The 13706-nt window shown below is 60.9% G+C and carries 14 protein-coding genes; 6 read left to right on the top strand and 8 right to left on the bottom strand.

The annotated features are described in order from the left end of the window. Positions 1 to 38: 38 nt before the first annotated feature. From AHA_RS04545 to AHA_RS04530, 4 genes are all read right to left on the bottom strand, one after another. Positions 39 to 737: a DUF3334 family protein gene (locus tag AHA_RS04545; RefSeq protein ID WP_011704843.1), complete on the bottom strand. Its 699-nt coding sequence runs from the start codon at positions 735 to 737 to the stop codon at positions 39 to 41. A gap of 98 nt (positions 738 to 835) precedes the next feature. Continuing rightward, the gene (locus AHA_RS04540) at positions 836 to 1273 is read right to left on the bottom strand and encodes an HIT domain-containing protein (protein ID WP_011704842.1); all 438 of its coding nucleotides are present in this window, start codon (positions 1271 to 1273) and stop codon (positions 836 to 838) included. Between the two features lie 72 nt (positions 1274 to 1345). Next, positions 1346 to 1987, bottom strand: a complete 642-nt coding sequence (locus AHA_RS04535) for a DUF2057 domain-containing protein (protein ID WP_164927552.1) — start codon at positions 1985 to 1987, stop codon at positions 1346 to 1348. A 72-nt stretch (positions 1988 to 2059) separates the two neighbouring features. Then, positions 2060 to 2959 carry a LysR family transcriptional regulator gene (locus AHA_RS04530; protein ID WP_011704840.1) on the bottom strand — a complete coding sequence of 300 codons (900 nt, stop codon included), beginning with the start codon at positions 2957 to 2959 and terminating at the stop codon, positions 2060 to 2062. A 98-nt stretch (positions 2960 to 3057) separates the two neighbouring features. On the opposite strand from AHA_RS04530, the gene AHA_RS04525 reads away from it, so the two are divergent. Further along, positions 3058 to 3660, top strand: a complete 603-nt coding sequence (locus AHA_RS04525; RefSeq protein ID WP_011704839.1) for a short chain dehydrogenase — start codon at positions 3058 to 3060, stop codon at positions 3658 to 3660. A gap of 131 nt (positions 3661 to 3791) precedes the next feature. Here AHA_RS04525 and AHA_RS04520 read toward each other — a convergent pair whose 3' ends face one another. From AHA_RS04520 to dapA, 3 genes are all read right to left on the bottom strand, one after another. Continuing rightward, positions 3792 to 4895 carry a phosphoribosylaminoimidazolesuccinocarboxamide synthase gene (locus AHA_RS04520; RefSeq protein ID WP_164927551.1) on the bottom strand — a complete coding sequence of 368 codons (1104 nt, stop codon included), beginning with the start codon at positions 4893 to 4895 and terminating at the stop codon, positions 3792 to 3794. Positions 4896 to 4960: 65 nt separating this feature from the next. Further along, positions 4961 to 6085: an outer membrane protein assembly factor BamC gene (bamC, locus tag AHA_RS04515; protein WP_011704837.1), complete on the bottom strand. Its 1125-nt coding sequence runs from the start codon at positions 6083 to 6085 to the stop codon at positions 4961 to 4963. Then, complete coding sequence (gene dapA / locus AHA_RS04510) at positions 6078 to 6965, bottom strand: 4-hydroxy-tetrahydrodipicolinate synthase (protein WP_011704836.1); 888 nt, start codon at positions 6963 to 6965, stop codon at positions 6078 to 6080. The genes bamC and dapA overlap by 8 nt, the downstream gene beginning before the upstream one ends. 283 nt (positions 6966 to 7248) lie before the next feature. Here dapA and AHA_RS04505 point away from each other — a divergent pair, with 283 nt between their 5' ends. The 3 genes from AHA_RS04505 (at position 7249) to AHA_RS04495 (ending at position 9183) form a co-directional block, all read left to right on the top strand. Continuing rightward, positions 7249 to 7782, top strand: a complete 534-nt coding sequence (locus AHA_RS04505; protein ID WP_016349586.1) for a glycine cleavage system protein R — start codon at positions 7249 to 7251, stop codon at positions 7780 to 7782. A 21-nt stretch (positions 7783 to 7803) separates the two neighbouring features. Then, the gene (bcp, locus tag AHA_RS04500; protein ID WP_011704834.1) at positions 7804 to 8268 is read left to right on the top strand and encodes a thioredoxin-dependent thiol peroxidase; all 465 of its coding nucleotides are present in this window, start codon (positions 7804 to 7806) and stop codon (positions 8266 to 8268) included. Between the two features lie 414 nt (positions 8269 to 8682). Then, positions 8683 to 9183, top strand: coding sequence for a YfbU family protein (locus tag AHA_RS04495; protein WP_011704833.1), 501 nt, complete (start codon positions 8683 to 8685; stop codon positions 9181 to 9183). A gap of 55 nt (positions 9184 to 9238) precedes the next feature. Here AHA_RS04495 and yfbV read toward each other — a convergent pair whose 3' ends face one another. After that, positions 9239 to 9679, bottom strand: a complete 441-nt coding sequence (gene yfbV, locus AHA_RS04490; RefSeq protein ID WP_011704832.1) for a terminus macrodomain insulation protein YfbV — start codon at positions 9677 to 9679, stop codon at positions 9239 to 9241. 302 nt (positions 9680 to 9981) lie between these two features. Here yfbV and AHA_RS04485 point away from each other — a divergent pair, with 302 nt between their 5' ends. After that, positions 9982 to 11184, top strand: a complete 1203-nt coding sequence (locus tag AHA_RS04485; protein ID WP_011704831.1) for an acetate kinase — start codon at positions 9982 to 9984, stop codon at positions 11182 to 11184. Between the two features lie 51 nt (positions 11185 to 11235). Next, on the top strand, positions 11236 to 13407 hold the full coding sequence (pta, locus tag AHA_RS04480; protein WP_017410280.1) for a phosphate acetyltransferase: 2172 nt from the start codon (positions 11236 to 11238) through the stop codon (positions 13405 to 13407). The last annotated feature ends 299 nt before the right edge of the window (positions 13408 to 13706 follow it).

Genomic DNA, 13706 nt, shown 5'->3' with positions numbered 1-13706 from the left:
ATGGGTGGCCTCGTCATTTGCAACGGCCAATGCGGCCATCAGATCCCGAGCGAATCGAGCAGATCGTCGTGATCGTTGGCCACCGGGGTGGCGGCCGGCGCCGGCTGGGCAGCCTCGCGCTTGGTCTGGGCGATCAGGGCATCCGGATCCAGCTCCTCCTGATCCATGCCGTCGTTGTGGATGCGGATGAACTCGGTCTTGTCCATCGCCAGCTCCAGATAGAAGATGTTGTTGCGGGCAGTGAAGAAGGTGACCCGGCGCGACTCCGGGCTGTCGAGATTGGTATCGACGCTCAGCATCACCTGCTTGTTGAGGGCCAGCATCTTCGGCTGGTTCTGGGTGATGTGGGTCTGCAGATCGCGGCCGACCTTGACGGTGAAGCTGCCGACGATCTGGTTCATCAGCTCGCCCATCACGTTGCTCACCTCGTCCGAGGTATGGGAGATGGCGAGATCTTCCTTGGAGAGCCCCATGCTCAGCATGTAGCTCTCGTACAGCTCCATGGCGGCGGAGGCGGAGAAGTTGATCACCACCAGGCCGGAGAAGCCGCCGTCAAACAGTACGAAGCAGCCGATATCCGGCTTGAGGCAGGTCTTGCTGATCCGCTGCACCATGCCGGAGAAACGCACCTGACTCTGGGTTGCCGCACTCAATACATCCGTGACCGAATGGCACAGGCTCAGCAGCACGTCCTCTGTGGTCAATACGGTATCGTTGTCGGCTCTTGTCACTATCATGGGACCTTCCTGAACATCGAAAATGGGCTTATCTATACCATAACTCTAACAGATAGCGCGGCTTGGGCTTCGAAATAGCGAGCCGCCTCTCAGTTGATTCAATTGTCAGTGCCAAGCGGACTGAATCCGGCCAGATTGGCCAGCTTGAGACGCCAGCTGGCCGCCTCTGCCAGCAATGCGGCTTCCTCATAGGGCACGGAGGGATGAGCCCCCCAGATGGGACCGGGCCAGGCCTTGTCGGTACTGAAACGGGCGACATGATGCAGATGCAGCTGGGGCACCAGATTGCCGAGCGCCGCCACGTTGATCTTGTCCGGCCGCAGCGCCTGCTCCATCAGGGTGGCGACCGCACAGGACTCCTCCATCAGCTGCTGTTGCTGCGCCGGTGCCAGGTGGTGAATTTCCCGTAGATTGGCCACTCTCGGCACCAGGATCAGCCAGGGATACTGGCTGTCCTTGGCCAGCAGGACGCGGCAAAGGGGCAGATCGCCGAGCAGGCGGGTATCTGCCTGCAGGCGGCTGTGCAGTTCAAACATGAAGACCTCGTTGACGTAAGGTGGGCGCGATGCACGATGAGAGCACCCACGTTACTGCAACGGGCCGCAAACTTAAAGTTGCGGTACGGCCCAGCTGACAAAGCGCTTGCGAAGCGCAGGGTCGGCCTTGAGGAAGAGTTGCTGCAACTGGCCCTCCAGCGTGCTGGCCGCCACCGGTTCAACCACAGCGGCGGTTGCGGTCACGGGCACGACCGTGCTCAATGCCACCTTGCCGCCGCTCTGGTTGTATTCGACCAGCTTGGCCCGCCAGTCCATGCCAATCAGCATGCCGCTGGTGATCAGCGCATCCTGCTGGCTGGCAATGCGCTGGCCACCGGCCTGCAGACCCATGACCGGAGACTCGGCATACTGCGCCATGCCCCGCTCATCGCTCGGCAAGTTGGCGACCAGCCGCACCTGCTGCTGACTGGCTTGATAACGCAGCACCTGCGGCGCGGAGCGCAGCTGGCGGTCATTCTCGCTGCTGCTGCGACTCGGGATCACCCCTTCATAACGCACCAGCAACTGCTGCTCCCCATCCGGCAGGGTGGCATGCTGCTCGTCGTGCAGTGTGCCCGCACTCACCGCCAGGATCTGGAAATCCGCTGGCACCATCACCTCGACGGCCGCCCACGCCGCACTGCCCAGCACCATCTTCATGCCCAGCGCTGCCCACAGCAGCGATACCCCACGCCCGTACCGATAACCCTTCATGTTTGCTCATCTTCCTGTTCGCGTTGATGGGCGCAGGCTAGCAGCCGAAGATGACAGAAAAATAACGAGGGCTCAGAGCAGGTAGTGGGGGCGCTCGGCAAACCACTGGGCCAACACCTGCTTGAACAGCCGGATCTTGCGCGGCACCCGCCGCTGCTGGGCGTGCAGCACGTGCAGCGGGTGCAACCCGGTCTGCCACTCCGCCAGCACGGTGACCAGCTCCCCCTGCGCCAGCCAGGGCTCCACCAGCATCAACGGACACTTGGCGTACCCCATGCCGGCCCGAGCCAGCTGCAGCACGGTACTGTAGTGGTTGGCCCGCACCTTGCCCTGCACCAGGATGTGCGCCTCCTCCTCTCCCTTGCGAAAGTGCCACTGCTCCCAGGCCGGGTTATGGCCCTGCAGCAGACAGGACCGCCCACCCAGCTCATAAGGGGTGACGGGGATCCCCTCCCGCGCCAGCAGGGCCGGGCTGGCCACCACCACGTCCTTGAGCCTGCCGAGCGGCAGGGCCACCAGGTTGTCGGGAATGCTGCTCATGGCGCGCAGGGCGATGTCGTGCTCCCCCTGGCTCATGTCGATCATGGCGTTGGTGAAGTTCAATTCGACCTGGACGCCGGGACAGAGCTCGGCAAAGCGGGCCAGCAGATCGTTCACCATGCGATCACCGGTACTGACCGGGCAGGTGAAGCGCAGCCGGCCGCCATCCTCCTCGGTCAGCGCCTGGATATCCTGCTCCGCCTGGCGCGCCAGCGCGAAGATCTCGCCGGCCTGCTGATAGAGGGTCCGCCCCGCCTCGGTGAGGCTGAGTCGGCGGGTGGTACGCTGCAGCAGCTGGGCATTGAGGGTCGATTCCAGCGCGCTGACGTGACGGCTCAGCATCCCCTTGCTCACCCCCAGACTGTCGGCCGCGGCTGAGAAACTGCCCTTTTGCACCACCTCGTAAAAACTGGCCAGGTGGGAGATGTCCATTCATTAGCTCCAATATGGAAACAATGCGTTTATTTTACGCGCTTTTTCTCCCTTTTCATCGCGCTAGAATCAACACATCCCAACCAGGAGTGAAACAGATGAAGATTGTGATTGTGGGTGCCTCCGGCACCGTCGGCTCCGCCGTCAGCGAGTTGCTTGCCAAAGACCACCAGGTGATCCGGGTCGGTCACAGCCAGGGGGACGCCACGGTCGACATGCGCGATCCCGCCTCCATCAAGGCGCTGTTCGCCAAGCTGGGCCAGTTCGATGCGCTGGTGGTGGCCAGTGGCAGCGTGGCCTTCAACGCCCTCACCGAGATGACCGACGAGCAGTGGCAGGTGGGACTGGAGAGCAAGCTGATGGGCCAGATCAACCTGACCCGGGCCGCCATCCCCCACCTGAACGACAAGGGCTCCATCACCCTGATCAGCGGCATCCTGAGCGAGGAGCCCATCAACTGGGGGGCGAGCGCGACCACCATCAACGGCGCCATCGATCACTTCGTCAAGGCGGCGGCCTGCGAGCTGCCGCGGGGTCTGCGCATCAACGCGGTGAGTCCGACCGTGCTGACGGAGTCGATGGATAAATACGCCAGCTTCTTCCCGGGCTTCGTCCCCGTGCCCGCCGCCAGGGTGGCGCAGGCCTACCAGAAGTCGGTACTGGGGGTGCAGACCGGCCAGGTGTTCAGGGTCAACGGCTGATCGCCGCCCAGCCGGCACGGCAACAAAAATGGGCCCCGTGATGGGGCCCGTTCCATTGCAGCCAGCATGCCGACTTACAGCCGGCCGGTGGCAAACGTTTGTTTTTACGACAACAAAAAAGGCGATGTGCCTCAGTCGATCAGCCCGTACTGCGCGCGCAGCACTTCGATGATCTCCTGCTTCGGATTGGCGCTGCGTACCAGCGGCTGGCCGATGATCTTCTCGGCAATCCCCACATAGGTGTTGGAGATGTCCATCATCACCTCGGTCGGCAACTTGTTGTCGCGGGCCAGGGCGAAGCGCTCGGGCATGCGGTGCTTGTTGAGCAGGATGTCCGGATCCGGGAAGTGGTTGAGCAGCCACTGGCGGAAACCCTCTTTCGACTTCTCGACGATCTGGCCGTCGCGCAGGGCGGCGCCATCCCAGATGCGGGAGCTGTCGGGGGTGCCCACTTCATCCATGTAGATCAGCTTCTCGTTGCCGGCGGCGTCATTGACGTAGCCAAACTCGAACTTGGTGTCGACGAAGATCTGATCCAGCTCGGCCAGCGCGTCACTGATGACGCTGAAACCTTCCTTGAGCAGCACTTCGTAGCGGTCGATGTCGGCCGGCTTGCTGAAGTTGAAGCCCTGGTAGTGGCGTTCGATGTCGGCACGAGAGACGTTGACGTCGTCGGCTTCCGGCACGCCGTCCAGCCCGGTCAGCACACCCTTGGTGGAGGGGGTGATGAGGATCTCGGGCAGCTTCTGATCCTTCTTCAGCCCTTCCGGCAGGGTGATGCCGCAGAACTCACGCTCGCCATCCTTGTAGGCACGCCACATGGAGCCGGTGATGTACTGGCGGGCAATCGCCTCGATCATCACGGGGCGGGCTTTTTGCACGATCCAGACGAAGGGATGGGGGATGTCCAGGATGTGGCTGTCGGCCAGCCCCTTCTCCTTGAACAGCTTGAACCAGTGGCTGGAGATGGCGTTGAGCGCAGCCCCTTTGCCCGGCACGCCGTTGAGCCCGTCCACGCCCTGCCAGATGCAGTCGAAGGCCGAGATCCGGTCACTGATCACCATGATGGCGAGCGGCGCATCTGCCGGCACGTCGTAACCCTTCTCGCGGATGAGGCGGGCACTGTCTGCGGCGGTCAGCCAGTAGACGCTGCGCACCTTGCCGGAATGGACGGGTTTATCGGTACGGATCGGCAAATCGTCGTTCACCGCCAATACTTGATCTGCAAGACTCATGGTAAGTAACACTTCCTGTTTGTGGGGGGTTTACATAACAAAACAGGGGCACAAGGCCCCTGTTTCTATTCTGTTTTTGCAGCTTGGTCAGCCAGACCCTTGGCGAATGCCTCGGACAGACTGATGTACATCTGGGAGATGACACCGGACGACACGGGCTTCTTGTCCTTGTCGAATAGGGTGATGGAGGTCTTGCCCCCCGCCATCTCGCCAAGCTGGAAGCGATACTTGTCTTCGTCCAGCTTGAACGGCTCGCTGCCCTTGGCCTTCCAGAATTCGCTGCCCGGCTCGTCGTACTCCACGTCGATCCAGCCCAGCGACTGCTGGGTATCCTTGATGGTGAAACCGTAGGCCGGCAGCACCTGATTGAGACGGCGCCACACCTGATCAAACGAACCATCGACGATCCAGGCGCTCAGCTCGTTGTTGTCCAGACCCAGTTCCAGCCCCATGCCGTCGTTGGCCTTGTGCTGTTCGCGGGACTTGAGCTGCTTGTCGTAGTAGAGCGAGAACTGGTTGAGGGCCCGGGTCGCGTAGCGCTGGGCATCCGCCGGGGTCAGCTCCTTGCTGGTCTCGCCATCGACGGTCTCTTCATGATCCAGCACCCGTACCGACATGTTGACGGCGTGGCGCTGGGGATCGTTGCGCAGGGTGAACTGGTAGCGCTGGCGAATGACGAAGTCATCGTCCTCTTCACTCCAGCCGTCGAGCGCCTTGGTGTTGTCAAACCAGCCGGTCTGCAGCACGCCGGCCTGCTGGTCCAGCTTCTCGGTGGTGACCTTGTACTGGGCGAGGAAGTTCATCAGGAAGGCCCAAGTATCGCGCTCCACGCTCTGGGAGGTGCTGAGCGCATAGAAAGCCATGGTCGGTTCGCCAGCATTGGCCACCACCTGGCTGCCCGGTACCACGGTCAGCAGCTGGGCGGGTGGACGTACATCAACCTTGGCACCCAGCGCACCGTCACGGCTGCTCTCGGGCAGGGCCGGAATGTCGAAACTGCTGTTAAAGGCGGGGGTATTCAACCCGGCCGGCACCAGAAACGCACGGCCTTCAAGGCGGGCATCCTCGTACTCGAAACCACGGTTGGCCATCTTGCGTTCCTGGGGTGAGCTACAGGCTGCCAGCACGGCAACGGTCGCCACACTCAGCACCAGGCGCACTGCATTTCCCTTTCCATTTGCTTTAAACACTCGCCATCAACTCCGCAGTCGTCAGTGCTCGCGCCATCGCCTGTTCGCCCTCGGGGGTGAGGTCGGTGAGCGGCAGACGCAAGGTGGCCGTCGCAATCAATCCCAGCTGGGCACAGGCCCATTTCACCGGGATAGGACTCGGTTCGCAGAACAGAGTCTGATGCAACGGCATCAATCGATTGTTGATGTCGTGCGCTCGTCCGGCATCACCGGCCAGCGCTGCACGACACATGTCGGCCATCTGGGCCGCTGCAATATTGGTGGTGACCGAAATGACTCCGTCCCCGCCTTGCAGCATGAAATCACATCCACTGGCATCATCGCCACTATAAAGCGCGAATTGTGCGCCGCACAGCTCGCGCAGCAGCGGCGTACGGCTCAGATCCCCGGTCGCCTCTTTCAGGCCTATGATACCGGGCACCTTGGCCAGTCGGGCTACCGTCTCCGGTTTGAGATCGCAACCGGTACGACCGGGCACATTATAAAGAATTTGGGGCAGACCACTAGCCTCGGCGATCGCACAATAGTGACGATAGAGGCCTTCCTGGGTGGGTTTGTTGTAATAGGGGGTGACCGAGAGACCCGCCACCACGCCGGTTTCGGCGAAGCGCTTGGCCAGGTCGATGGCATGGGCGGTATTGTTGGAGCCGCAGCCGGCAATGACCGGAATGCGTCCGGCGGCCAGCGCCACGGTTTTCTCCACGACGGCGATGTGCTCCTGCTCGCTCAGGGTCACCGACTCCCCCGTGGTCCCGACCGCCACGATGGCGCTGGTCCCGGCGCTGACATGATAGTCGACCAGAGTGGCCAGACTGGCCCAATCGACTTCGCCTGAAGCCAGCATGGGGGTAACGAGGGCAACAATACTACCGCGCAACATGGATATTTCTCCCGATTTTCAGGGGCGTTATGGTAAAGCTGCCCCCTTGGAAAAACAAGGGAGGCCAGGGGCAAGCCGTGTTACCATCCGGCAAAAACCGCACTGCGCGAGCCGTGGTGGAACACGCCGGACTTTGGTCGTGACACCCCAATACCGTGCTCGTTGCAACGAGATTCTCAACAAGGTTGCCATGCAGGATCGCTGGCAGTGGCCCATGGCCAGCCCGTTCGGGCTATGCCACTGCATCCACATTCGCAACCCGCTAATGGACGAGAGAAGATTTATGACTCATTACCTGGTCGTAACGGCCATCGGCACGGACAGGCCTGGCATCGTCAATGAGGTCACCCGCCACGTCAGTGGGTGTGGCTGCAACATTGTCGACAGCCGTCTTGGCATCTTCGGCAATGAATTCACCTTCATCATGCTGCTGTCCGGTGACTGGAACAGCCTGATGCAACTCGAGATAAGCCTGCCCCTGCGCAGCCAGGAGTGGGACCTCATCACCATGATGAAGCGCACCGAACGCCACCAGTCGCTGCAATACGACATCAGCGCCAACGCCGAGATCCTGATCCGGGACCAGCCGGGCATCGTAAGCCAGTGCACCCAGTTCTTCAGCGATCACGGCTGGGACATCCAGGCCATGCAGACCATCACCCTGGAACAGCAGCCGTTCAACCTGCTCAAGGCCAGCTTTCAGCTCAATCTGGCCAAGCAAGGTGAGGCGGCCGGCTCGCAGACGGCCTTCGCCGGATTCTGTCGTGAACTGGGCGCAGAATCATTCGAATTCATCGTCAATCACAAACACGCCTGACGGCTCACCCAAGGAGATCCCATGCAACCTTTATCCGCTGGCAGCCTGGCCCCCGATTTTTCCCTGTCCGATCAGGACGGCAACCAGGTACGCCTTGCCGACCTGCGCGGCAAGAAAGTGCTCGTCTACTTCTATCCCAAGGCGATGACCCCGGGCTGCACCACCCAGGCTTGCGGCCTGCGCGACGTCAACGCCGAGCTGGCCGCCCTCAATGTGGTGGTGCTCGGCATCAGCCCGGATCCGGCCAAGCGGCTGAAAAAATTCGAGGAGCGCGACAACCTGAACTTCCGCCTGCTGGCCGATGAAGATCATGCGGTGGCCGATGCGTTTGGCGTCTGGGGCCCGAAGAAGTTCATGGGCAAGGAGTATGACGGTATCCACCGGCTGAGCTTCCTCATCGACGAAGAGGGCAAGATTAACCATCGCTTCGACAAGTTCAAGACCAGCGATCACCATCAGGTGGTGCTCGACCTGCTCAAGGGCTGAACCCCAGATACCGGTACTACCCATATGGAAAGGGCCTGCAAGTGCAGGCCCTTTTTTTATTCGCATGTCGTTGCCTGCCTCGCGTTGCGGGCAGGAGGCTCGATGCCCGGTCCTTCGGCTCGCCTGCCAGGCAAGTGACTGGCGGCGACGTTCTCGTTTGTCATGAAGGGCGCCGGCTTGCATCCACGATGGGATGCCTTGGTGACGGGTCTTTCGGCACAGGCCAAATGACGCCCTTATTGTTGCGCCAGCGAGCCAGAAAGCAAGCCGCCGGCCGTTACATTTAATTAACCAGCCGGGGCCGACGTTGATTTCCCGCCCCGCTATCTCGCCAACCTCCCCTGCCAGATCAAAAAATTCATCTTATATATGGGTTAACGTGGCCCCAGTTTCATTTTCCAGTGAGAAAAGCCCATGAACATGAGCCACACCGAACGTCTGATCCTGAGCAACCAGTACGAGATCCTGGCCAAACTCAATCCGGAGAAGGCGGCGTTTTACCAACGGGCCAGCACCATCATCGAGCGCGGCTACTGCCTGCAGATCCTCGAACTGGAGAAGAGCTTCGGCCATCTGGATCTGGCCACCTGCCAGGAGGTGATCGACACCCTGGAACTGCACCACGCGCTGGCCATCTCCTGGGGCAACCTGGAAGCGGCCGATCAGGGCGAAATCAATGCCAGCCGGCTGGAGTTCAACGGCTACAGCCGCAGCCAGGAGCGGGAACTGGCCGACTACGTCTGCTTCCTGCTGGAAGTGGACAAGCGATTCCCCGAGCTCAAGTGCCCGTGCGACGAGCTCTCCAGCGACATCGCCATGCGCGACAAGTACCAGCGCATGCTGACGGTCTGGCGCCAGTGCCCGCGTCAGTACAAGCTCTCCATTCAGGAGATCCGCAAGGTTCTGGCGGCCTGATAGATATGAAAAAGGCGCCGCGAGGCGCCTTGGTCCGAGTCATGGGCCACAGGCCTCACTCGTAGAGGAAGGATTTGTCCAGCTGCTTGAAGGCGGCGTTGAGGGTATCGGCCAGCTCTTCGTATCTGGGCTGGGCCACCAGTTGGCGACGACCGCCCTGCTCGTTCATCTTGCCGTTGATCTCGCGATACCAGCTGGCAAGGGAGGGCGGCAGCCGGGTATCGGCGCGCTGACCGAGCCAGTAGTAGCCCTGCAGCGGCAGGCTGAGCAGAAACAGCACCGAGGTCATGACCGAAGGCCAGTAGTGCAGCTCGCCGAACTGGAACTGCAGCATGACGCTGAGCACCGCCAGCGCCGGGATGACCTTGAGGGCGAACTCGGTGGCCTTGATCACCCGATTCTCCGGGAACATGGAATTAAGCTCGGGACGGCGGGGCCAAAGGGTCATATAATGACGGCCTTGCTGTAACTTAGTTCCAAAAATGTTCATGCTCATACTACCTCCGAGCTCTTTTTGAACGTATTAACGGCAAAACCACGACAATATTTGATGCGCAATAACAAAGGTTGAGGATGACTTTGTTATTTTTCAACAATCGGGTTATCCTTTGTACGCCCAATTTTTGCGCCAACGGCCTGCCGTTGCGCTGTCAGGGACGTCTGGATTTCGGGTCTTGTATCACTATACAAGGGGCAAGCAACAGATTGCCAACCCTCATAAGGATAAGTTGAAAGTTTTTGGACACGGCTCGTCCAACGCATCCTCCTACACAACCCAATCTGCGATAGGATTTATTCATGAGTAAGCTGGTTCTTGTTCTTAACTGTGGCAGCTCGTCCCTGAAGTTTGCTGTCATTGACGCAACCACCGGTGATGACCTGCTGTCCGGCCTGGCCGAGTGCTTCAACCTCGACGACGCCCGCATCAAGTGGAAACTGAACGGTGAGAAAGGCAGTGCCGATCTGGGCGCCGGTGCCGCTCACCAGGAAGCGCTGGACTACATCGTCAACAAGATCCTGCCGCTCAACCCGGAGCTGTCCAAGAACCTGATCGCCATCGGCCACCGTGTGGTACACGGCGGTGAGCGCTTCACCTCTTCCGTGCGCATCTGCGACGACGTCATCGCCGGCATCGAAGCCGCCGTACCATACGCGCCGCTGCACAACCCGGCTCACCTGATCGGTATCCGTGAAGCCCGTCGCGTGTTCCCGGCGCTGGCCGAGAAGAACGTTGCCGTGTTCGACACCGCGTTCCACCAGAGCATGCCGGAAGAAGCCTTCCTGTACGCCCTGCCGTACAAGCTCTACAAAGAGAACGGCATCCGTCGCTACGGCGCCCACGGCACCAGCCACTACTACATCAGCCTGGAAGCCGCCAAGCAGCTGAACAAGCCGGTGGAAGAGCTGAACATCATCAACTGCCACCTGGGCAACGGCGGTTCCGTCTGCGCCATCAAGAACGGCAAATCCGTCGACACCTCCATGGGCCTGACCCCGCTGGAAGGCCTGGTGATGGGTACCCGTTCCGGTGACATCGATCCGGCCATCATCTTCTTCCTGCACGACAAACTGGGCATGAGCGTGGCCGACATCAACACCATGCTGACCAAAGAGTCCGGCCTGCAGGGTCTGACCGAAGTAACTTCCGACTGCCGTTTCGTTGAAGACAACTACGACAGCAAAGAAGAAGCCAAGCGTGCCATGGACGTTTACTGCTATCGCCTGGCCAAGTACATCGGCGCCTACGCCGCCGCCATGGACGGTCGTCTGGACGCCGTGGTCTTCACCGGTGGTATCGGTGAAAACTCCGCCCCGATCCGTGAAATCACCCTGAACAAGCTGGGTCTGCTGGGCTTCGACGTCGATCACGACGCCAACCTGAAGGCTCGTTTCGGCAAGGGTGGCGAGATCACCAAGGCTGGTTCCACCAAAGCCCTGGTTATCCCGACCAACGAAGAGTGGGTCATTGCCCACGACGCGCTGGAACTGGTTGGCGCATAATTTCGCTGTAGAGCAAGGCCGCCCAAGGGCGGCCTTTTCCTGATCCCAAAAATGAACAAGGGGTATAAAGTGGCACGCACTATTATGCTTATCCCGGTCGGCACTGGTGTCGGCGTAACTTCCGTGAGCCTTGGCGTTGTTCGCGCCATGGAGCGTCACGGTGTCAATGTCAGCTTCTTCAAACCGGTCGCTCAGCCGCGTCCGGGTGAAACCGGTACCGAGCGCTCCACCGCCGTGATCCGCGCCGCTGCCAACATCAACCCGCCCGAGCCGTTCGCCCTCTCCTACGCCGAGAACATGATCACCTCCAGCAACACCGACATCCTGCTGGAAGAGATCGTGGCCCGTTTCGAAGAGCACGTGAAGGCCAGCGGTGCCGAAGTGCTGGTCATCGAAGGCATGGTGCCGACCGACAAGCAGCCGTTTGCCAACAAGCTGAACTACGACGTCGCCAAGGCGCTGGATGCAGACATGGTGTTCGTGACCCATCCGGGCAACGACTCCAGCCAGAAGCTGAAAGAGCGCATCGAGCTGGCCTGCTCCAACTTCGGTGGCGTCAACAACCCCCGTATCGTTGGCTGCGTCATCAACAAGGTGGGTGCACCGGTTGACGAGCATGGCGTGACCCGCCCCGACCTGACCGAGATGTTCGAGGCCCACCACCACACTTCCGACGCCGCCCATAACCTGGAAGTGCTGCAGGTATTCGGCAAGAGCCCGCTGCGCATCCTCGGCTGCATCCCCTGGAATACCCAGCTGATCGCCCCGCGCGCCAAGGATCTCGCCAAGCATCTGGCCGCCAAGATCCTGCACAAGGGTGAGCTGGACAGCCGTCGCCTGCAGACCGTGACCTTCTGCGCCCGCTCCATCCACAACATGATCGAGCACTTCCGTCCGGGCAGCCTGCTGGTCACTTCCGGCGACCGCTCCGACGTCATCGTCTCCGCCTGCCTGTCCGCCATGAACGGCGTCAAGCTGGGTGCCCTGCTGCTGACCGGCAACTACCACCCGGAACCGCAGGTGATGGCGCTGTGCCAACAGGCCATGGCCACCGGCCTGCCGATCATGATCACCGGCACCAACACCTGGCAGACTGCGGTCAGCCTGCAGAACTTCAACGTCGACATTCCGGAAGACGACCGCGAGCGGATCGAGCTGGTGCAGGACTATGTAGCCGGCCACATCGACAAGCACTGGATCGAGTCTCTCTCCGCCAAGTCCACCCGCTCCCGTCGCCTGAGCCCGCCGGCTTTCCGCTACCAGCTGACCGAACTGGCCCGTCAGGCCAACAAGCGTGTCGTGCTGCCGGAAGGGGAAGAGCCGCGGACCATCAAGGCCGCCGCCATCTGTGCCGAGCGCGGCATCGCCCGTCCGGTCCTGCTGGGCAACCCGGAAGAGATCCGTCGCGTTGCCGAACAGCAGGGCGTGGTCCTGACCGACCGCGTCGAGATCATCGATCCGGTTGCCGTGCGCGAGCGCTATGTGGCCCGTCTGGTCGAGCTGCGCAAGAACAAGGGCATGACCGAAGTGGTTGCCCGCGAACAGCTGGAAGACAACGTGGTACTGGGTACCATGATGCTGGAGCGCAATGAAGTTGACGGCCTGGTATCCGGCGCGGTGCACACCACTGCCAACACCATCCGTCCGCCGATGCAGATCATCAAGACCGCTCCGGGCTCTTCCCTGATCTCCTCCATCTTCTTCATGCTGCTGCCGGACCAGGTACTGGTCTACGGTGACTGCGCGATCAACCCGGATCCCACTGCCGAGCAGCTGGCCGAGATCGCCATCCAGTCCGCCGACTCCGCTGCCGCCTTCGGCATCGAGCCACGCGTCGCCATGATCTCCTACTCCACCGGCACCTCCGGCGCCGGCGCCGATGTAGAGAAAGTGCGTGAAGCCACCGAGCTGGCCAAGGCCAAGCGCCCCGACCTCATCATCGATGGCCCGCTGCAGTACGATGCGGCCATCATGGAGAACGTGGCCAAGTCCAAGGCACCGAACTCTCCGGTTGCAGGTAAAGCCACCGTGTTCGTGTTCCCGGACCTGAACACCGGCAACACCACCTACAAGGCGGTACAGCGCTCCGCTGATCTGGTTTCCATCGGCCCGATGCTGCAAGGCATGCGCAAGCCGGTCAACGACCTGTCCCGTGGCGCCCTGGTGGACGACATCGTCTACACCATCGCCCTGACCGGTATCCAGGCAGCCCAGGCCGAGTAATCGACCTCAGCCATGAGACCTCAAAAACCCGCCAATTGGCGGGTTTTTTTTATGGCTGACAGGCAGATGTTGATCCGCGAGATCAAATCAGGATCCAGTTCGGATCCCGCATTCTCGTTCAGAGGCCAGCCCGGCAAGGGCGGCGGGATAAGCAAACGCTCACACCCGCCAGAGTCGATTGCACAATTGCGCCCCAGCCGAGATCAGATCCAAATACTTCTTTAAGATCAGCACACTAACGTCAGACCCACCGCTAATCTACAGACTTTTCCACAGCTTTTGTGGATAGTTTACCGATC

Origin of the sequence: Aeromonas hydrophila subsp. hydrophila ATCC 7966 (genome assembly GCF_000014805.1) — a bacterium.
Taxonomy (GTDB): Bacteria; Pseudomonadota; Gammaproteobacteria; order Enterobacterales; family Aeromonadaceae; genus Aeromonas; species Aeromonas hydrophila.
The sequence above is the reverse complement of the archived record's forward strand: the minus strand, read 5'-3'. Positions and strand labels throughout refer to the sequence as shown.

What these genes read in the sequence shown, in the direction of transcription:
- AHA_RS04545 (WP_011704843.1), bottom strand. Translation starts at nt 737, where the DNA reads ATGATAGTGACAAGAGCCGACAACGATACCGTATTGACCACAGAGGAC.
- AHA_RS04540 (WP_011704842.1), bottom strand. Translation starts at nt 1,273, where the DNA reads ATGTTTGAACTGCACAGCCGCCTGCAGGCAGATACCCGCCTGCTCGGC.
- AHA_RS04535 (WP_164927552.1), bottom strand. Translation starts at nt 1,987, where the DNA reads ATGAAGGGTTATCGGTACGGGCGTGGGGTATCGCTGCTGTGGGCAGCG.
- AHA_RS04530 (WP_011704840.1), bottom strand. Translation starts at nt 2,959, where the DNA reads ATGGACATCTCCCACCTGGCCAGTTTTTACGAGGTGGTGCAAAAGGGC.
- AHA_RS04525 (WP_011704839.1), top strand. Translation starts at nt 3,058, where the DNA reads ATGAAGATTGTGATTGTGGGTGCCTCCGGCACCGTCGGCTCCGCCGTC.
- AHA_RS04520 (WP_164927551.1), bottom strand. Translation starts at nt 4,895, where the DNA reads ATGAGTCTTGCAGATCAAGTATTGGCGGTGAACGACGATTTGCCGATC.
- dapA (WP_011704836.1), bottom strand. Translation starts at nt 6,965, where the DNA reads ATGTTGCGCGGTAGTATTGTTGCCCTCGTTACCCCCATGCTGGCTTCA.
- AHA_RS04505 (WP_016349586.1), top strand. Translation starts at nt 7,249, where the DNA reads ATGACTCATTACCTGGTCGTAACGGCCATCGGCACGGACAGGCCTGGC.
- bcp (WP_011704834.1), top strand. Translation starts at nt 7,804, where the DNA reads ATGCAACCTTTATCCGCTGGCAGCCTGGCCCCCGATTTTTCCCTGTCC.
- AHA_RS04495 (WP_011704833.1), top strand. Translation starts at nt 8,683, where the DNA reads ATGAACATGAGCCACACCGAACGTCTGATCCTGAGCAACCAGTACGAG.
- yfbV (WP_011704832.1), bottom strand. Translation starts at nt 9,679, where the DNA reads ATGAGCATGAACATTTTTGGAACTAAGTTACAGCAAGGCCGTCATTAT.
- AHA_RS04485 (WP_011704831.1), top strand. Translation starts at nt 9,982, where the DNA reads ATGAGTAAGCTGGTTCTTGTTCTTAACTGTGGCAGCTCGTCCCTGAAG.
- pta (WP_017410280.1), top strand. Translation starts at nt 11,236, where the DNA reads ATGAACAAGGGGTATAAAGTGGCACGCACTATTATGCTTATCCCGGTC.